Origin of the sequence: Trichocoleus sp. FACHB-46, assembly GCF_014695385.1 — a bacterium.
Taxonomy (GTDB): Bacteria; Cyanobacteriota; Cyanobacteriia; order FACHB-46; family FACHB-46; genus Trichocoleus.
Genome location: NZ_JACJOD010000014.1, coordinates 276277 through 294025, shown reverse-complemented (window position 1 = coordinate 294025; position 17749 = coordinate 276277). Strand labels below are relative to the sequence as shown.

Annotated in this window: 17 protein-coding genes, 1 tRNA gene and 1 pseudogene; 10 read left to right on the top strand and 9 right to left on the bottom strand. The window is 50.0% G+C overall.

All coding sequences use genetic code 11. The features are described from left to right. Window positions 1-368, bottom strand: a pseudogene (locus tag H6F72_RS11650) (photosystem II q(b) protein); the annotation flags it as partial. 136 nt (window positions 369-504) lie between these two features. Continuing rightward, window positions 505-852 (bottom strand): histidine triad nucleotide-binding protein, encoded by a 348-nt coding sequence (locus tag H6F72_RS11645; RefSeq protein WP_190435052.1) that lies wholly within the window; start codon window positions 850-852, stop codon window positions 505-507. Window positions 853-1051: 199 nt separating this feature from the next. Between H6F72_RS11645 and H6F72_RS11640 the strand changes: the two genes are divergently transcribed. The 4 genes from H6F72_RS11640 (at window position 1052) to purB (ending at window position 5574) form a co-directional block, all read left to right on the top strand. Further along, on the top strand, window positions 1052-2581 hold the full coding sequence (locus tag H6F72_RS11640) for a YifB family Mg chelatase-like AAA ATPase (protein ID WP_190435048.1): 1530 nt from the start codon (window positions 1052-1054) through the stop codon (window positions 2579-2581). 65 nt (window positions 2582-2646) lie between these two features. Continuing rightward, the gene (locus H6F72_RS11635; RefSeq protein ID WP_190435045.1) at window positions 2647-3966 is read left to right on the top strand and encodes a C1 family peptidase; all 1320 of its coding nucleotides are present in this window, start codon (window positions 2647-2649) and stop codon (window positions 3964-3966) included. 135 nt (window positions 3967-4101) lie between these two features. Next, window positions 4102-4174: transfer RNA gene (locus H6F72_RS11630), tRNA-Glu, on the top strand. 83 nt (window positions 4175-4257) lie between these two features. Beyond that, window positions 4258-5574, top strand: coding sequence for an adenylosuccinate lyase (purB, locus tag H6F72_RS11625; RefSeq protein WP_370527486.1), 1317 nt, complete (start codon window positions 4258-4260; stop codon window positions 5572-5574). A gap of 80 nt (window positions 5575-5654) precedes the next feature. Here purB and H6F72_RS30735 read toward each other — a convergent pair whose 3' ends face one another. From H6F72_RS30735 to H6F72_RS11595, 6 genes are all read right to left on the bottom strand, one after another. Continuing rightward, a complete protein-coding gene (locus tag H6F72_RS30735) occupies window positions 5655-5783 on the bottom strand; it encodes a hypothetical protein (protein ID WP_255527324.1) in 129 nt (42 codons plus the stop codon). Window positions 5784-6024: 241 nt separating this feature from the next. Then, window positions 6025-7254 (bottom strand): helix-turn-helix domain-containing protein, encoded by a 1230-nt coding sequence (locus tag H6F72_RS11615; protein WP_190435039.1) that lies wholly within the window; start codon window positions 7252-7254, stop codon window positions 6025-6027. Next, window positions 7251-7730 (bottom strand): response regulator, encoded by a 480-nt coding sequence (locus H6F72_RS11610; protein ID WP_199295758.1) that lies wholly within the window; start codon window positions 7728-7730, stop codon window positions 7251-7253. Before H6F72_RS11610 ends, H6F72_RS11615 begins: the two co-directional genes overlap by 4 nt. Window positions 7731-8078: 348 nt before the next feature. Then, on the bottom strand, window positions 8079-9044 hold the full coding sequence (locus tag H6F72_RS11605) for a metallophosphoesterase (RefSeq protein WP_190435036.1): 966 nt from the start codon (window positions 9042-9044) through the stop codon (window positions 8079-8081). A 6-nt stretch (window positions 9045-9050) separates the two neighbouring features. Continuing rightward, on the bottom strand, window positions 9051-9797 hold the full coding sequence (locus H6F72_RS11600) for an SH3 domain-containing protein (RefSeq protein ID WP_206755432.1): 747 nt from the start codon (window positions 9795-9797) through the stop codon (window positions 9051-9053). A gap of 111 nt (window positions 9798-9908) precedes the next feature. Next, entirely contained in the window at window positions 9909-10973 is a 1065-nt protein-coding gene (locus tag H6F72_RS11595; protein WP_190435030.1) for an SH3 domain-containing protein, read from the bottom strand. Window positions 10974-11048: 75 nt separating this feature from the next. Here H6F72_RS11595 and rsmA point away from each other — a divergent pair, with 75 nt between their 5' ends. The 5 genes from rsmA to H6F72_RS11570 all read left to right on the top strand — a co-directional run bounded on the left by rsmA (window position 11049) and on the right by H6F72_RS11570 (window position 15113). Beyond that, window positions 11049-11882, top strand: coding sequence for a 16S rRNA (adenine(1518)-N(6)/adenine(1519)-N(6))-dimethyltransferase RsmA (gene rsmA, locus H6F72_RS11590; protein ID WP_190435029.1), 834 nt, complete (start codon window positions 11049-11051; stop codon window positions 11880-11882). Continuing rightward, complete coding sequence (gene ispE, locus H6F72_RS11585; RefSeq protein ID WP_190435026.1) at window positions 11864-12820, top strand: 4-(cytidine 5'-diphospho)-2-C-methyl-D-erythritol kinase; 957 nt, start codon at window positions 11864-11866, stop codon at window positions 12818-12820. Before rsmA ends, ispE begins: the two co-directional genes overlap by 19 nt. A 32-nt stretch (window positions 12821-12852) precedes the next feature. Then, entirely contained in the window at window positions 12853-13194 is a 342-nt protein-coding gene (locus tag H6F72_RS11580; protein WP_190435022.1) for a DUF3082 domain-containing protein, read from the top strand. A 567-nt stretch (window positions 13195-13761) separates the two neighbouring features. After that, complete coding sequence (locus H6F72_RS11575) at window positions 13762-13962, top strand: DUF2811 domain-containing protein (RefSeq protein ID WP_190435020.1); 201 nt, start codon at window positions 13762-13764, stop codon at window positions 13960-13962. Window positions 13963-14381: 419 nt separating this feature from the next. Beyond that, window positions 14382-15113, top strand: a complete 732-nt coding sequence (locus H6F72_RS11570; RefSeq protein WP_190435133.1) for a PHP domain-containing protein — start codon at window positions 14382-14384, stop codon at window positions 15111-15113. Between the two features lie 399 nt (window positions 15114-15512). On the opposite strand, the gene H6F72_RS11565 is transcribed toward H6F72_RS11570, so the two are convergent. Beyond that, the gene (locus tag H6F72_RS11565; protein WP_190435018.1) at window positions 15513-16202 is read right to left on the bottom strand and encodes a response regulator transcription factor; all 690 of its coding nucleotides are present in this window, start codon (window positions 16200-16202) and stop codon (window positions 15513-15515) included. A gap of 415 nt (window positions 16203-16617) precedes the next feature. On the opposite strand from H6F72_RS11565, the gene H6F72_RS11560 reads away from it, so the two are divergent. Then, a complete protein-coding gene (locus tag H6F72_RS11560) occupies window positions 16618-17718 on the top strand; it encodes a peptidoglycan recognition family protein (RefSeq protein WP_190435015.1) in 1101 nt (366 codons plus the stop codon). Window positions 17719-17749: the final 31 nt, after the last annotated feature.

The following is a 17749-nucleotide window of genomic DNA, read 5'->3' as shown; positions in this document are numbered from 1 at the left end:
ACGCCAATGAGGAAGTGGAAAATCACCAACTGGTAAGGGCCACCGTTGTAGAGCCACTCATCGAGGGAAGCCGCTTCCCAGATGGGGTAGAAGTGGAGGCCGATCGCGTTGGAGGAAGGGACGACAGCACCAGAGATGATGTTGTTGCCGTAGATGAGGGAGCCAGCGACGGGCTCACGGATGCCATCGATATCAACGGGAGGAGCCGCGATGAAAGCGATGATGAAGCAGATGGTGGCGGAGAGCAGGGTGGGGATCATCAGAACGCCGAACCAGCCTACATAGAGGCGGTTGTCGGTGCTGGTGACCCAGTTACAGAACTGCTCCCACAGGTTGGCGCTTTCGCGTCTCTGTAGAGTGGTAGTCATGTCTGGATGAGTGCTTATTACTTAAAGTTGGATGAATCTATGTAAAGTAGGGCGAACCCCACTTGATCTATAGATTAATCACTTTGTTGAGCTTTGTAAAGTAGTTTTCTCATGTTTCTATCGCCAGTTAGAGCGATTAACCGGGAGGCCAGGCCAGCGGTCGCCCGCCGAGAATGTGCAAATGCAGATGGGGAACGGTTTGACCCCCATCTTCCCCATTGTTAATTACAACTCTGTAACCGTTTGCTAAGCCTTCTTGCTCTGCCACGCGCTTTACAGTTAGTAATAAATGCCCCATCAATGCATGATTCTGCGATTCTGCATCTGCAAGCTTGGCGATCGGCTCTTTGGGAATCACCAGGATATGGACAGGCGCTTGCGGATTCACGTCTCTAAAGGCAAGGGCCAAGTTGTCTTCATAAACAATATCCGCTGGAATTTCGCGGCGGATAATTTTGCCAAAAATCGTGTCTGTTTCGCTCATAGCCAGAATTTCTTGAGGTTAGCTGCAATTTTAAGGGGCGATCGCAACATCAGAATGAAGAATCCTCGAATTTGAGTGACTGAATCAATCTGGCTAGTAAATAGCAAGTGTTTTCAATCGTTAGTAAAGGCGAACCCGAGCATGTTGGTGTATAGGCGATCGCGGGCATTCTACGGCTAGAAGTCTCAGGTATGACCGAGTGCTGGCCAGGATTTGGAGTGCATCCCTCGTCGGGATTGATGCGGTGAAGGTTGGAGTCGAGGTGGATGTCTCCGGTGGGCTCCCAGGCATTGTCTTGGTAGGTTTACCTGGCACTGAAGTGCAGGAGTCGCGGGAACGAGTCAAAGCAGCCCTAAAAAACGCGGGCTACGCCTTCCCTATGCGAAAGATTGTGATTAACCTCACACCAGCCGATCTGCGAAAAGAAGGCCCCAGCTTCGATTTGCCCATTAGTGTGGGAATCATGGCTGCCTCTGAGCAGGTGAGTGCAGAACTGTTGGGCGATTATTTGTTTCTAGGGGAAGTCTCGCTGGACGGTAGCCTCAGACCTGTGGCTGGTGTATTACCGATCGCGGCTGCCGCGCAACAAATGGGAATCACAGGCCTAGTCGTACCTGCGGGCAATGCCCCCGAAGCAGCGGTAGTCAAAGGTTTAGCAGTCTACGGCTTTCAGAATTTAGCAGAAGTGGGAAACTTCCTGAACCAGCCTGAGCAGTATCAGCCTGTGCAAGTCGATGGTCAGGCAGCACTAGCGCGATCGCGTTACACCGGACAAGACTTAAACGAGGTCAAAGGTCAAGCTCATGCCCGTCGCGCCTTGGAAATTGCCGCAGCGGGTGGTCACAACTTAGTTTTCGTTGGCCCTCCCGGTAGCGGTAAAACCATGCTGGCTCGTCGTTTGCCTGGGATTTTACCGCCATTAACTTTCGCCGAATCACTCGAAGTCACTCAGATTCATTCGGTTGCGGGCTTGCTCAAAGAACGAGGTTCTTTGGTTAGAGATCGCCCCTTTCGCAGTCCGCACCATTCTGCCTCTGGCCCCTCGCTCGTGGGCGGCGGGAGTTTTCCTAGACCTGGGGAAATCTCACTCGCTCACCGAGGGATCTTGTTTCTTGACGAATTAACAGAATTTAAGCGAGACGTGTTGGAGTTTTTGCGGCAGCCGCTAGAAGACGGGCATGTCACAATTTCTCGCACGCGGCAGTCAGTATCTTTTCCCGCCCAGTTCACCTTGGTTGCCAGCACCAATCCCTGTCCTTGCGGCTACTTTGGCGACACGATTCAGCCTTGCACTTGTTCGCCCCGCCAGCGAGAGCAATATTGGGCCAAACTCTCTGGCCCGCTGATGGACCGCATTGACCTGCAAGTAGCAGTGAATCGTTTGAAACCGGAAGAAATCACACGGCAACCCTTGGGCGAAGCTTCAGCCAATGTGCGGGAACGAGTGCAAGTAGCTCGCGATCGCGCCCAAGTCCGATTTGAGGTAGAACCCAGCCTGCGCTGCAACGCCGATATGCAGAGCCGTCACTTAAGAAAGTGGTGCGTACTCAATGACGCAGCCCGCAACATCTTGGAAGGAGCAATCCGCAAGCTTGGGCTTTCTGCTAGAGCTACCGATCGCATCTTGAAAGTCGCTCGCACGATCGCAGATTTAGCTGGAGACGAACAACTACAAACCCAGCATGTAGCAGAGGCGATTCAGTACCGGACGATCGATCGGATGCAATAGCTGGGTGTAACACAGGGCGCTGTCACCATTTCGCGGATCTCGCTAAAAATTTAGGAGTACTAGTTATGTTTAAGCAAATTCGTCGTCCTCAGGGTAGCCGAGTGGTGGTGGGTGGCTATCACCGCGATCGCCAAGATAACCGCGATCGTCGCTACGCTCGGCCTCGTAATGTAAAGCAAAGCAGCTTGCCTAAGTTCGTGGATTTGCGACAGCACATGACCACAGTCGAGAACCAAGGCGAACTAGGAAGTTGTACCGCCAACGCGATCGCTGGGGCTTATGAGTACTTAGCCAAGCGACTTACAGGGCAAAACTACGATATTAGTCGCTTGTTTATCTACTACCTAGCTCGCAAATTTGATGGCTGTGAGCAGGAAGATAGCGGCGCAACTTTACGTCGGGGTATGAAAGTTTTAACCAAGTATGGCGCTTGCTCTGAAGCCACTTGGCCCTACCAGGTTGAAAATTTTTGTGATGAACCCCACGACGATGCTTTTCAGGAAGCGGCTGAGCATTTAATTGATGAGTACGATCGCATTGATGTTGATTTGCATGCGATGAAAGTCTGTTTGTCGGAGGGCTACCCTTTCGTGTTCGGCTCCGACATCTTTCAGTCTTTTGAAGATTTAGATCATCGGGGCCATGTGAATATGCCCTTTCCCAGCGAAGAAAATTTGGGCGGTCACGCGATGCTCGCTTGCGGCTACTCCGATAAAGACCAAGTGTTTCTGGTTCGCAACTCTTGGGGCACCGATTGGGGCGACAAAGGATACTGCTATATCCCCTATGAATACTTGACCAATGCAGATTTAACAGGCGATTGCTGGACTCTCCGCCGCGCCAATAATCTCGATTTCTCCGAAGACATCAGCACCAGCTACGAAGAAGGTTTCTCATTTTTTGATGTGCTGATTGAACTTCTGACAGGTACAGAAGTGCCAACGGACGAAGAAGAGTATGAGGATGAAGAGTCAGAGGAATTAGAAGAATACGACGAGGATGAAGAATCCGAAGAAGAACTAGAAGCAGAGGATGAGGAGTACGAAGATGAAGAAGCTGAGGAAGAAGAGCTAGAGGAGGATGAGGAATCTGAGGAGGACGAAGAATACGAAGATGAAGAACTAGAGGAGGAAGAGTCAGAAGAATACGAAGACGAAGAATCTGAGGAAGAGGAGATGGACGAAGAATACGACGAGGACGAAGAATCTGAGGAAGACGAGGAAGAGTATGAGGACGAAGAGTTAGAGGAATCTGAGGAGGATGAGGAATACGAAGACGAAGACTCTGAAGATGAAGAATCTGAAGAAGACGAGGACGAAGAGTTAGAGGAATCTGAAGAGGACGAAGAATACGGCGAGGAAGAGTACGAGGACGAAGAAGAATAAAGGCGATCGCCTACTTACATCCTTAAGTTACTAATTTTTTCAATTTAGGGACTTGCAAAACTCAAATCGTTTGTACTAGACTAATATTCCGCCGGGATACGCGAGCGGTTGAGGGCAACGCCTTCAAGTCACCTAGCCCCCATCGTCTAGAGGCCTAGGACACCTCCCTTTCACGGAGGCGACGGGGATTCGAATTCCCCTGGGGGTATAAAAATAAAAGGGAGTTGCAACAATGCAGCTCCTTTTTTGTAATTGCAAGTTGCGGGTTGAGATAGCGCTAAAATATGACGGTTGTATTCTGCGACACGGGCTTTGATTGAGCGTTATACCCTGCCTGAGATGGGCGAACTCTGGACGGAGGCTTACAAACTCAAAACTTGGCTACAGGTAGAGATAGCAGTTTGTGAAGCCCAAGCCGAACTTGGATATATTCCGGCTGAAGCAGTTGAAGAAATTAAAGCAAAGGCGAACTTTGACCCCAAGCGGGTGCTAGAAATCGAAGCCGAAGTTCGTCACGATGTCATTGCCTTTCTAACCAACGTGAATGAATATGTCGGCGATGCAGGCCGTTACATTCACTTGGGCTTGACAAGCTCCGATGTGCTCGATACCGCCCTGGCACTACAACTTGTGGCTAGCTTAGATGTGATGTTAGGTCAGCTCGAAGCTTTGATCCAGGCGATTCGTTATCAAGCTCAGCAGCACCGCGACACAGTCATGATCGGGCGATCGCATGGGATTCATGCCGAACCGATCACCTTTGGCTTTAAGCTGGCGGGTTGGTTGGCAGAAGTGTTGCGGAATCGCGATCGCCTAGTCCGCTTGCGAGATGACATCGCAGTGGGCAAGATTTCTGGCGCTGTCGGCACCTATGCCAACATTGACCCGCAAGTAGAAGCGTTGGCTTGCCAGAAGTTGGGCCTGAAACCAGACACGGCTTCAACTCAAGTTGTTTCTCGCGATCTCCACGCCGATTTCATGCAGACCTTGGCGCTGTTGACAGCCTCCATTGAGCGGTTTTCGGTGGAGATTCGCAACTTGCAGCGGACCGATGTGCTAGAGGTCGAGGAATTCTTTGCCAAAGGCCAAAAGGGTTCTTCGGCCATGCCTCACAAGCGCAACCCGATTCGCTCGGAGCGACTGACTGGCATTGCGCGTCTCATTCGGGGCTATGCGGTGGCGGCGATCGAAAACGTAGCTCTGTGGCACGAACGTGATATTTCTCACAGTTCTGTGGAGCGGGTGGTCTTCCCAGACGGCTGCACCCTCACCCACTTCATGCTGGTAGAAATCACCGAGCTAGTGAAGAACTTGCAGGTCTACCCCGAAAACATGAAACGCAACATGAACCTCTACGGTGGGGTTGTGTTTAGTCAGCGAGTACTCCTGACGCTGGTGGAGAAAGGAATGAGCCGAGAAGAAGCCTATGCCACGGTGCAATCCTGCGCTCACACAGCTTGGAACAAAGCGGATGGTAGTTTCCACGACTTGATCGCCCAAGATCCAAGAGTTACAGAGCATTTGTCCCCAGAGGAAATCGAAGAATGCTTCAATCCTCAACATCATCTGCGCCACCTGGATCACGTCTATCAGCGCTTGGGAATTTAACTAGAAAGCTTAAACCGTAGAGTGCAGAGTTGCTGTAGTAGCTCTGCATTTTTTCTGGCTGGATATTCTAAGAGAGAAAATTAGACAGGGCAAAGTTTCTGGAGCAGATCCATCAGTTGCTGCCCATCTTCTGGGTAACTGACGTACTCGCGATCGCCCACCTGCATGTCCTTGCCTTCCAAATCCACGCTATACCGTTCAGCAATCACAACGATCGGTGTGTTCTTGGCACCGCCTCCTCAATCGATTGCCTAAACTGGTTGAGCAGAATCAGCTCTGGGCAATGAAATCCACCCATCATCCGCTCGATCGCATCTTCATACATCTAAAGCGATGATGACCCGGTAGCCTTGGTGCTTGAGGTTGTGCTTTAAGAGGGGCCGTGTTTCGTCATCGGGTTCCACCACCAAAATAATTGGGGAGCTATCTTGGGTTGATGACTGAGCACCGTTAGACTCCTTGAGTAACAAATAAGCTTTGCCCTTTTGTGGATGCAACTTGTTCAAGCGAGAGGGCAGATACGGGAGGGCTACTGTTGCCTTCTAACAAAATCAGGTGATGTTGGGAGTCTACTCTCAGCTTTTGTTGCTGCTGAAATTGCCTGAGTAGCCGGGTGATGGTGACTCTAGTCGTGCCGCAAGCGATCGCCAAGTCTTCATGGGTCAGGCGCACGCTCAACCGAGTCCCCCCGGTCACAGACTGTCCTACTTCCTGCTTTAACAACTGCAACAAAGTGTACAAGCGATCGCTGACTCGGAGTTGCCCATAAACCGTTAGCAGCAGCTCAGTTTGTTTGAGCCGTTGGCTAATTTGGGGCAGCAGCCGTTGCTGTAGCTCCGAGGAGGCAGCAAAATCGGTCAGGGGAATGCACCATAACTGTGTATCCGCTAGAGCAGTAGCTTCATAGAGCGTAAGCGCAGTCAGACTAGGGCCAAAAGGCGCTGAAGCCCCCGCTAAGCCAATCAATATTTCTTGGCCCGTCTGCGAAAAAGTGGTTAACTGCACCAATCCTGAGTGCACTTGCCAAATTCCTTGCAGACTTAGAGGAATCGTTTCTCCCTTGTGGTAGGTCCGCAACGGATAGCTCAGGTTGGGGCTATGGTCAGACGGCTGGCGATCGCTGAGGTAGCGCAATAGCCAGCGCAGCATTGGGGGTTGGTTGGCGTCTGGCTGACTCACTTCCACCAGAATGCTGGCATTAAAAGTGGTCCCTTGATATGGCTGCAACTGCACCTGCCATTCATGTTTCCAAGGTCTTTGTTGGAGCCGCTGTAGCTCAGTCTGAAACTGTAGCCGAGCCTCTGGAGGCACAAATGCCGTCAGTAAACGACCTGTGAGAAAAGAAGGTGGGAGGTTTAGCAACTTGGTAGCAGCCTGGTTGGCTTGCTGCACCACTCCAGCGGCATCTGTAATCAAACAGGCATCGGGAATAAATTCCAACAACTCTTGATAACGTTGGCGTTCAGTTGCAGCGCTTTGGCTTGCCAATACTAATTGCTGGTTTTGCTCGCTCAGTAAATCGGCTGCCACTTGAAGCCGCTCAGAGGCAATGCCTAATTCTTTCAGAGCAGAGGGTAGTAGAGCGGGCGATAAGCTAGAGGAGGCGCTGATGCCTTGATATAAATCGCTCAAGCGATTAGACATTGCTGCGACCTGTCGAGAAAATGTGGTTGCATTCATGTCGTAGGCACCATTTGGGGGGATTTGGTCAGGTCAGCAACCGTGGTCATTAACTCGTCAATATCAACAGGTTTTACTAGATACTTGCGAAAGCCGACAGCTAGGGCTTGTGCTTGGTCGCTCTTGCGGTTGTAGCCAGTCAAGGCGATCGCAGGAATTTGAACTTGTTGTCTACTCTCTAGGGCTTTGACTTGCTGCATCAGGCAATAGCCATCCTCGCCGGGTAGGGCAAGTTCGCTGATCAGTAAATCTGGTTGGATATCTTGCAAAATTGCCAGTGCTTTGCAGGCCGAAGCTGTAGCAATCGTCCTGATGCCATAGGCTGCAAACAACACGGTGAGCAGGTGTCTAGAATCAGGGTCATTATCAACAACTAGCACTTGCAACTGTTTCATCAACCTTGGATGACGCATTGTCTCCAGAGGCCTGGTCTTAGTGGAGAAGGCATAGCCAAACTCGGCAGATAGGGGGCACATATCGTTCTGCTCCAAAGACGAAAGCAGTTGGTTGTTTGACTTGATGAGTATAGGTTTTGAGAAGAACTTAACTTTTTTCTGAAAAACTGCGAAGCTGATGAAAAGGGTAAATTGCTGATTAATAACATTGAGTCGTTACAAACCTTAATGCTATTTTCTCTTAGCATAGGGCGATCGCTGAGAAGATTCAGTACGATTTCGTACGAACAAACTGCTGGCTCGGTTTCTACATGAATCCTTAAGGATTGCCGAGGGAGAGCTAGGAAGTTTTTAGCGCTCCTCAGTGCGATCGCCGACTCCTCAAAACTCCTCAGTCAACTTTGTACCTTTTGACACAAAGCAACTCCCTTAATGACAAGGGCTGTTACCGGAGTCTGAAAAGCTCTTGCCAGCTTCGGAAATAAAGCGCCAATCGTAGCGGGTTGGGTGCAAGGTCAACTTTAAAACGCCATAGGTATCAGCATTTCGCACTTGGCTGTGGGGTTGAATCTCGCCCAACTCATAGTGATTTTTACCCCCAGTTCCCACCACAAACTGACGTATACCGCGATCGGGGTCTAGCTTGCCCTGCGGAGTTTGGGGAGCAAAACGCTCATAGTGGTGGTCATGCCCTGCCAGGACAACATCTGCGCCCGCAGCGGCAAGCGCTTGCCAAAAAGCCTGAGTGTCAGAATTGTTGCCATGATGCCCCGATGAGAAGCGGGGATGATGCCAATAAGCTAAGGTACATTTCCGAGGGTGCGCTGCCAAGTCTGCTTTGAGCCATCGCTCTTGGGGCGAACCTATGCCACAGCCTCCCACCTCCGAACAGTTAGAATTGAGCGCAATCAGGTGCCACTGCCCAATGTCGTAACTGTAATAACCCCGCTGCGGACTGCCTGCGGCTGCCCCAAAGTAGCGATAGTAGCTGGCAGCGCCCGGCTCTTCATATTCGTGATTGCCTACCACGGGCCGAGTAATCGACTTGAGCCTGCCCCAGCTAGGTGCATAAGATTTTTGAAAGGCTTCGGCACTGCCTACTTCGTACTGCAAATCCCCAAGAGGCAAAACGGCAGTTAAACCTTCGTTGAGCAAAAGTTGGGCTGTTGCCTGCATGCGGCAAGCTGTGGCGGTTCCTCGCCCCCCGTTAAATTTGGGACTGTCCGGATCGCAGGCAATGTCCCCTGCCGCCGCGATCGCTGGAGCAGTTCCTGGAGCTCTAGTTCCTGTCGCTCTACCAGATTGCGTAGATTGCGTCTGCTTCACCTGATTGGCAACCCAATAACTCCCCGATGCCAATCCCACAGCTAGAAGCACCACCACAACTGGACGCATAATTCCCTATTTCACTTGAGCGGAGAAGGCATAATCGTAGCCTTTGAAGTTTGAGTCTAGCTCCAAGGTGTACTCTCCGGTAGCAGGAAGTTCGCCAGTCCAGTTTTGGCGATTTTCATCATAATTCCCGGAAATCAAAGGCTGGCCTGTGGGAGTCAAGATGTTGGGGAAGACATCTTTTTGATTCGTAACGGTTAAGGTTTGGCCTTGATTAGCTCGCAATACATACTTGTGGCTCCCAGTACCGACAAAGCGATCGGCGATCGCTACCGTTCCACCCGCTTGAGGAAGCGCAATCCGGGCTGTCTTTTGGTTGCAGTTGCTCTCAGTCCGATTTTTGGCGACCCAACCCGTAACTTCATTGCCATCCGTTGACCTGATCTGAAACCAACCATCTTTTTCAGCTACTACCGAAACCCAAGCGCCATTCTTGAGGGTGCCAACCACGTTATCAGATTGCACTTCTGGACCAGAACGAATATTTAGAGGGGGGTTGGGATCAGCCGCGATCGCTTGAGTCACAACGCAGTTTTCCACCTGTACCGCTGGCTCATTATCCTGAGCACTATTATCAGGAGAAGATTTGAGGGGTTGGGCCGTCACGGGGGGAGCGGCTGCGGGGCTAGAGCTTGGAGCGGCTGGGGTTGTAGTGGCTGTCGGGCTAGGGCTCACTGCTGTTGAGTCCGTTTCGGGGGCTGAGGCGCAGGCAACACAGACCAAGGACACCAGCGTGAGCAGACCAGTTCCAAGCATTCTGTGAAATTGAGGAGACATATAAATGAAATCCTTAGAGGGGTTGGATAGAGCAGTTTGGGTTAAGGTTTTACGGAGTCTCAGGGTTAGAACTCAACCAACCGATGCAGCTCAGTTGAGTTGGACTGAGAAGGCATAATCATAAGGTTGCGATCGAGAATCGAGCTTGAGCCTGTAAGTGCCACTGAGCGGTAGTTTGCCTGTCCAGCGCGTAGTCTGACTGCGATCGCTTGTCTCACCTAGGGAGGTGCCGTCTGGAGCCATGATGCCTGGTAAAGGACCGAGCCCGCCAGTATCAATTGTGAGAATTTGTCCTTGCACTCCGTTCAGTAAGTATTGGTGAACTCCTGAGCTGGCAAAACGGCCAGCCACAGTAGCGGGACGGTGATTGGCAGGGAGGGTAATCGACTTAGTTTTGTTGTCGTAGTTTCCACCTGCATGGCCCTGTCGCTCAATGGTGGCCTTTACCACTGGTGTTAACTTCTCTTTCCAAAAGCGAATCTCCGGAAACCCATTCACTTGGCTCAGAACATCTTGCCAGCGCTGCTCTTGGAAGGCTTGTTGCGCGGCTTGAAAGCGAGTTTCTGCCTGTTGCCAATCTTGTTGCCACTGGGCGATCGCGAGTTGAGCTTCGGCGTAGGCAATGCTGTTTTTGGAAACCGCTTTGGCCAAAGCCATTGCTACTTCTAAATTACCTGCTTGGTATTGCTCAGTGGCCGTCGTTAATAAAGTCGGACCAGCATCTACAGGCTGGGTCGCGCTAGCTGGAGTAGCAGGTCTGGGAGCAGGGACGCCATTGGTCGTGGGGCAACTGGTGATCGTCAGCGACTTATAAACCCACCCTGCAATCGGAGCCTTGGTTTGCAACCACTCGTTTTGTTCCATTAAGACAAAGAGGCGGGTGCCATTGGTGAGTTGGCCCACAACATTATCTGAGGCGACCACTGGGCTAGCTCGCACATTTAAGGGTGGCGTCGGATCACTAACGAGTGTGATGCAACTTTGCGACTGAATCACTTTTGCAGAAGCCTTTTCGGATACCCCAATAGCTGACCCTGTGGAATTAGCGCTGGAATTTACTGTAGGAATCGAGTTTTTGTGCACCATATAACTGATGCCTGCTACGGTTGCAATCGCCGCTATTCCGCAGCCCACCCAAACGGGAAGCTTTTTCATATCTAAAATGCTGCTGTGATACACCCCAATCAAATTTTCTCAAAGAAGTGCGATCGCCCCCGATACAATAAAGCAATGGCACCTCCGACTCGAAAACAATTTGGTCAACATTGGTTGCGCAGCGATAAAGCTCTCAACCAAATTATTAAAGCGGCAGCTCTAGCACCGAGCGATCGCGTACTCGAAATTGGTCCTGGCACAGGCATTTTAACGCGGCAATTAATACAACAAGCTCAATCAGTTGTAGCGGTAGAAATTGACCGAGATTTGTGCGCCCTCCTAGCCAAGAAATTGGGACCAAAGGAAAACTTTTTGCTGCTCCAAGGGGATTTTTTAACGCTAGATTTAGAGGCTCACTTAACGCCTTTTCCACAGTTTCAAGCCCCCAAAAAAGTCGTTGCCAACATTCCCTATTACATTACGGGACCGATTCTAGAAAAACTATTAGGCAATATCGCTCAGCCTGCCGCCTCACCGCTAGAATCGATTGTTTTATTGGTGCAAAAAGAAATTGCTGATCGCTTGTGTGCCAAACCCGGTTCTAGAGCTTATGGCGCATTGTCTGTTCGGGTGCAGTATTTGGCTGCGTGTGAGTTCATTTGTGATGTACCTGCTAAGGCTTTCGAACCGCCACCCAAGGTAGATTCAGCGGTAGTGCGGTTACGCCCCCGACCGACAGAACCGCCCGCCCAAGATCCTAAGCAGTTGGCTAGCTTGGTCACAATGGGCTTTGCCACGAAGCGCAAGATGTTGCGAAATAATTTGAAAAGTGTGATCGATCGCGATCGCCTGACGCAATTGCTGGAACAATTAAACGTGAACCCACAAGCCCGCGCCGAAGATTTGAGCGTAGCTGAATGGGTGGCTTTAAGTAATTTGTTGACACCTGCATGCGCTCCTACTCCTTAACTGCCGCAGCCAAAATTAATCTGCACCTAGAAATCATTGGCGATCGCCCAGATGGGTTCCATGAGCTGGCGATGGTGCTCCAAAGCGTTGACCTCTGCGATCGCATCGATTTGCGCCCACTTTCTACAGACCAAATCCGAGTACATTGCAACCATCCAGAAGTCCCTGTCGATCAGCGAAATTTGGCTTACAAAGCTGCTGCGCTGATGGCTGCAGAATTTCCTGACACTTTTGCTCAGTATGGTGGCGTAGAAATCAATATTCACAAACAAATTCCGGTCGGCGCAGGCTTGGCAGGGGGGTCAACCAATGCAGCGGCAGTGCTGGTCGGGTTGGACTTGATGTGGCAACTAGGTCTCACTCAGTCAGAACTCCAAGAGTTGGGGGCTCGCTTAGGCTCAGATGTGCCTTTCTGCGTTGTTGGCGGCACCATGCTAGCGACAGGCCGTGGCGAAGAACTCGCGCCTTTACCAGACCTGAACCAGATCTATGTGGTTTTGGCCAAGTACCGCAGCCTCTCGGTTTCTACTGCTTGGGCCTACCAAACCTTTCGGCAACAATTCGGGCATGCTTATGTGTCCAATGTCCAGGAACTAGAAACTCGCAGGCAGCGCGTTCATTCAGGGCCGATGGTAGCGGCGATCGCCCATCGCAACAACACCGAGATTGGGCAACGCCTTTACAACGACTTAGAGCGAATTGTGTTGCCAGAGTACCCCCAAGTGCAGCGTTTACGAGAGCAGTTTCAGCAGCAAGGCGTATTAGGTACGATGATGTCTGGTTCTGGCCCTACCGTTTTTGCCCTCACTGAATCGCAAACGCAAGCAGAGCAAGTCCGGGAGCGAGTACAAGTGGCGATCGCAGACCCAGATCTAGAGCTTTGGGTAGCTCCGCTCACCAACACCAGTATTCGGATTGCCTCTTCCCGCCCGGTTTAATCTGCCTGCTCCTTAGTTCTACAGGAAGAATTATGGCTAACCTCACGCCTCCCCCCAAGTCCAACTCAGCTTCAGAAGCTCAAGCCCTCCCTGGTCCCTTCCGTTGTTTGAGCGGCGCTTTGATTTCGGGTAGTCTTGCCTTTGCTGGCTATAAACTCACGATGTCAATCGCCACTACCTTTGCCGCCAAACCAATTCACTCGGACAACGCAACCGTGCTCAATATCGCTTCTGCCGTCCGAACTCTAGTAGTTGGGGTGGTAGCCCTAGGTGCAGGTGTGTTTGGCTTCGCGGCGCTCGGCCTCCTAGCCTTAGGCGTGCAAGTCGCGATCCAACGATTCAGCCAGCCTCATCCCCCTGCTGATCCTTCCTAAGGCAAGTCAAGAGACGAAGAGCTTTTGAACTTTTTGCAATTCTTATCATTCCCCAGACTTTTCCCCACGGTTTCCACAGCCTTTCCACAGAAACAGCCTAGTTTTTCCACAGGTTAGGAGGAGTTTTCCACAGGCTAAGTATGTAGAACCGTAGCTTTGCGCCAATTTGGGGATTTTTCAGTTAACCCCCTCTGGAAATGAGAACGCCTAAATTCTTGTAAAGGAAAGTAACAAGAAATGCCCTCAAAAGCTGATTCTCTCGTAAATCTTTTTTTTGTCTGAAGGCGATCGCAACATTTCGAAGCATTGACAACCCTCCCCCCTGATAGCGCAAAATGATGCGACCCACTTAAATGCAACGCGGAGTTCTGATGATCGCAGTTGGAGCTTGTAGCAGTTGCTGAGCGCGCTAGCTTCACCCGAAACCTGATGCTTCCACATCAGAGCGTGGGTGAAAGGTGTTCCCGTAAGCTAGATCGGCGCTGCTTTTTGCTGTAACCCTTTTGCCGTCAGACAGGTACTAATCCGCATCCTATCCATTTCACCTTGGTCCAAGTAGAGGTCCTAATGAACGCAACCGTCAGCATCCTGGCAGAAATTCCTGAAGCCCTTCACGAATCTCTGTCCCACTATCTCGAATCCCATCCTGATTGGGATCAAGACCGTGTCTTTTCGGCAGCCTTGTCGCTGTTTTTACTCCAAAACGGAGATGGCGATCGCCGGGCCGCTCGTGTTTATCTGGATACTTTGTTTAAACATCCGGTTTAAGTTCCGATTGGGAGCTCCCACTTCAGCCCAGCTCGGCTGAATTTGGGCCAAGCTTGATACTGAACTACTGCAAAAATTTAATAGTTGACTTCAAGACCGCTATTTTGTCCAGCCTGTGTCGGCTTTCCTGCTCAACCAAACCCTATAAGCTTTTAGCTGCGTTAAGGTAGGGCTTGGTATTAAGCAACGAATCATTCTCTACATCCACGACTATGCAGCTCAGGCTGGAGCGGCTTTATACCATCAGGGACTTTGGCTATTTCAGGTGCCACTACCCGTTTAATAGTTTTCACTTTAGTTTGATGGGCTTGATGTAATCGTTCCCTAACTTTAGAGACGATTCGGTGCCTCATCGCAGCAAGATGACCAAGATTAAACTTGGTTATAGTAGACGAACTTACCTTAATTTACAAGTTCATATGGCGGTTAATCCTGCTCCGGTTGCTGTTTCTAGGCCAGCAGCGCAGAACATGCCAGCTCTCAAGCGGGTCTTGGAAACCATTCGTGCTGATAGCTGTCCTTACTCTTTCAACTTCCACATGCACACAGCCCATTCCGATGGCCAATTGCAGCCTGAAGACTTGATCGAACAGGCGATCGCGATCGGTCTAAAAGGTTTGGCTATTACTGACCACCACAGTGTCAGTGGTTACCGCATAGCACAGCAATACTTAGACGATTGGAAGTGGCGGTCAAGCTCCAGGAGGGGTAGTAGCAGCAATACTTGTCAGTCTGTGCCTTATTTATGGACAGGCGTGGAAATTAACGCCGATCTACTAGGGATCGAGGTCCACATTTTGGGCTACGCTTTCGATCCTGCTCATCCCTGCTTACAACTTTATCTGCAACACCGAGCCGTTCAAGGCAACGCCTACCAAGCAGCAAATGTCATCACTGCCATTCAAAAAGCTGGAGGTTTAGCAGTGTTGGCCCATCCAGCTCGCTATCGGCGATCGCCGATAGACCTCATTCAAGCAGCAGCTCATTTAGGGATCGATGGCATTGAAACTTACTATGCCTACAACAACCCTAATCCTTGGAAGCCAAGTCCTAGCCAAACCGAGCAAGTTCAGAAGTTAGCGACTCACCACCAACTCTTGAGCACCTGTGGAACCGATACCCACGGCCTGAACTTACTACAGCGTTTGTAATTCTATATTTAATCACTTTTGCTGAAGCACTGGAGATAGCGACTTAATAGACTACCTCTCAGTAACTTCTGCAATTTTATAATTTGAAAAGTCTGAATTGTAAAAATCAAGAAGCGTAAAGTTTTCTTATCTTAAGGCTCCGCTTTGGAGCGCTACTAGTCCCACAATCCCAATACTGCTAACGACCAAAAGTAGACCCATCGAGAGCGATTGACCTAGATGATTAGAAGTTTTCATGGTTGTCTCCACGTCTAAGGAATTTTACTGAGAATATCAGCCCTTCTCAGATTGAGACATAAGATGACGAAAACTTAATCTAAATCAATCTAAGTTAAAAATAATGGGAGCTTTAGCTCATTAACTTTTAGCTTTTGTTACTAACCTGAAATTCCACAGTTTTCATTTCGTTAAGCCATGCTCAAGCGCGTACCGGACTAGTTCAGTACGGCTGTTGGTCCCAGTTTTACTGAATAGACGGCTGACGTACTTTTCTACATTCCGCACACTCGTGTCGAGGCGGCGAGCGATTTCTTTGTTCATCAATCCCTCAGCAACTAGGTCAAGCACACTCTGTTCACGCGGTGTAAAATCGACTGGGATCGGAGCAGGAGTCGCTGAGATCGCATTTCGCTGCGTCAAGAGGGCTTTAATTTCAGCAATCTGGCGAGCCATATCGGCAATATCTGGAGTTTCTCCATCTTCTGTGCCAGCCCTAGCAGTTCGACGTCCTAGCAAATTTTCCACGATCGCGACTAGTTCATCTGGGTCAAAAGGTTTGGGCAAATAAGCATCACAGCCTGCTTGATATCCCTGAATGCGATCGCTTGTCATGCCTCTAGCAGTTAAGAAAACCACTGGCAGTGCCTTAAAGCGAGCATCTTCTCGCATTTGCTTCAGGAACTGGTAGCCATCTACTTGCGGCATCATCACATCGGAGATCACCAGATCAGGTAGCTTTTGTTGTAGTAGTTGCCAACCCTCCTGAGCATTGCCAGCAACATCTACAGCAAAACCACTGTCTTCTAAATAAGCTTGCACTGCTTCCCGCAAACCAGGTTCATCATCTACCAACAGCACCTGTCCCGCCATCAATCGTTACCTACTATGTAGCATCAATTATTTTCTTAGCATTTGCCCTTAAAAGTCTCTACCGAGGGCAAGAAATTTACTATATTTATGGCTTTGAATAACAATCCAGAAGGTTAATTGATGAGTTTGAGCTAGTTCAATTAATCTTAGAAATCGCTATAACAAATAATCAAATTACACTTTGAAAGGCGGTGGAGCTAGATTGCTTGAGTTGCACTTGAATTCTTGAGTCGCACTCGAATTATAAGCCGTTGAGTAGCACAGATCAGTTCTCACTAGGCTCTAATCATCATTTCCGCCTAAATTCAGCTCTGAATCTCAATACGATCCTTTATAAAAAAAACTAGTACTTCACTCAATAACTAGCACTTCTGCTTCCATAATTTCTTTACCGCTGCCCCAAGGTGTCATCCAAATGATTAAAGTTCTACAAGCCCCCATTGATCCGGTTGTAGTCAGGCAAAAATTCTCGATTGTAGGAACGACCTCTCCAGAAAATGCTGGTAAAGCTATCGGCTTAACTATCGATGACCAGATTAAAACTTCCGGGCCAGTTGTAGGTGCAGACGGAGCTTGGCGAGTTGAGTTCGTCTTTTTACAACCTGGTAATCGTCAGCTAGAAGTGGCGATCGCGAATGAAAGCGTAGATGTGCCGATCGAAGTAGTAGCTGAAGCGGTTAAACCGATCATCTCGCCCCGCCTGCGTTTTGCTCCACTACCTCAAAATGTCCGTGCAGAAGAAGCTTTTATTCTGCGCGGCTTTGCGGATTCTTACCAAGAAGGGGATCAGCTAATTCTTAGAGCTGACAAAACGATCGAACTGGCCCGACCACGGGTGCAGGCAGGTCAGTGGCAAGCAAGTTTGCTATTTCACGGTTCTGGCAAACGCCTAATCGAAATTATTGGCTCCGACCAAGACCGCGCTCAAACCACTTTGGAAGTGCAGCCCGCGGCATTACAAGTACTGCCCCGTAGCATTTGGACAAGCAAGCCCACTCCTTCGGATGTGGCTAATCTGCAACCTCGGCGGATTACCATGCATCACACCTTTGTTAGTCCTACCTTGGCACCTAGTGCCAATCAGAGTCAAGAAATCCAACGGATGCGGCAGCTTTGGCAAAGCCATGTTGGCGGGAATGGCTGGAGCGATATTGGCTATCACTACGTAATCATGCCTAGTGGCAGAATTTACGAAGCTCGCTTTGAACGGAAACGTGGAGCCCATGACGTGATTAATGATGGTCTGGGAATCGCCTTCGATGGAGTTTACACCAGCGCCACCATCAGTCCTGCCCAGTTTCAGTCTGCTGTCGCTCTGTGCACGACCCTATGCAAACGCTATGGCATTGATGATCCGGTGAAACTTGTACCAACGCCCACCAATGCCTTTGGGATTCGTCAACTCCCCCGGATTTGTGCCCATCGCGATCGCGTGCAAACAGAATGTCCCGGTTCTGGAGGAGGCCGAACAATACGCCTAGAAGAAATTCGTCAAGCAGTCAGACAGCGCCTGTAACTGGAACGCCTTCAGATTGAATCCTAAGATT

What these genes read in the sequence shown, in the direction of transcription:
- H6F72_RS11645 (WP_190435052.1), bottom strand. Translation starts at nt 852, where the DNA reads ATGAGCGAAACAGACACGATTTTTGGCAAAATTATCCGCCGCGAAATT.
- H6F72_RS11635 (WP_190435045.1), top strand. Translation starts at nt 2,647, where the DNA reads ATGTTTAAGCAAATTCGTCGTCCTCAGGGTAGCCGAGTGGTGGTGGGT.
- H6F72_RS11615 (WP_190435039.1), bottom strand. Translation starts at nt 7,254, where the DNA reads ATGAATGCAACCACATTTTCTCGACAGGTCGCAGCAATGTCTAATCGC.
- H6F72_RS11610 (WP_199295758.1), bottom strand. Translation starts at nt 7,730, where the DNA reads ATGTGCCCCCTATCTGCCGAGTTTGGCTATGCCTTCTCCACTAAGACC.
- H6F72_RS11605 (WP_190435036.1), bottom strand. Translation starts at nt 9,044, where the DNA reads ATGCGTCCAGTTGTGGTGGTGCTTCTAGCTGTGGGATTGGCATCGGGG.
- H6F72_RS11600 (WP_206755432.1), bottom strand. Translation starts at nt 9,797, where the DNA reads ATGCTTGGAACTGGTCTGCTCACGCTGGTGTCCTTGGTCTGTGTTGCC.
- H6F72_RS11595 (WP_190435030.1), bottom strand. Translation starts at nt 10,973, where the DNA reads ATGAAAAAGCTTCCCGTTTGGGTGGGCTGCGGAATAGCGGCGATTGCA.
- rsmA (WP_190435029.1), top strand. Translation starts at nt 11,049, where the DNA reads ATGGCACCTCCGACTCGAAAACAATTTGGTCAACATTGGTTGCGCAGC.
- ispE (WP_190435026.1), top strand. Translation starts at nt 11,864, where the DNA reads ATGCGCTCCTACTCCTTAACTGCCGCAGCCAAAATTAATCTGCACCTA.
- H6F72_RS11580 (WP_190435022.1), top strand. Translation starts at nt 12,853, where the DNA reads ATGGCTAACCTCACGCCTCCCCCCAAGTCCAACTCAGCTTCAGAAGCT.
- H6F72_RS11575 (WP_190435020.1), top strand. Translation starts at nt 13,762, where the DNA reads ATGAACGCAACCGTCAGCATCCTGGCAGAAATTCCTGAAGCCCTTCAC.
- H6F72_RS11570 (WP_190435133.1), top strand. Translation starts at nt 14,382, where the DNA reads ATGGCGGTTAATCCTGCTCCGGTTGCTGTTTCTAGGCCAGCAGCGCAG.
- H6F72_RS11565 (WP_190435018.1), bottom strand. Translation starts at nt 16,202, where the DNA reads ATGGCGGGACAGGTGCTGTTGGTAGATGATGAACCTGGTTTGCGGGAA.
- H6F72_RS11560 (WP_190435015.1), top strand. Translation starts at nt 16,618, where the DNA reads ATGATTAAAGTTCTACAAGCCCCCATTGATCCGGTTGTAGTCAGGCAA.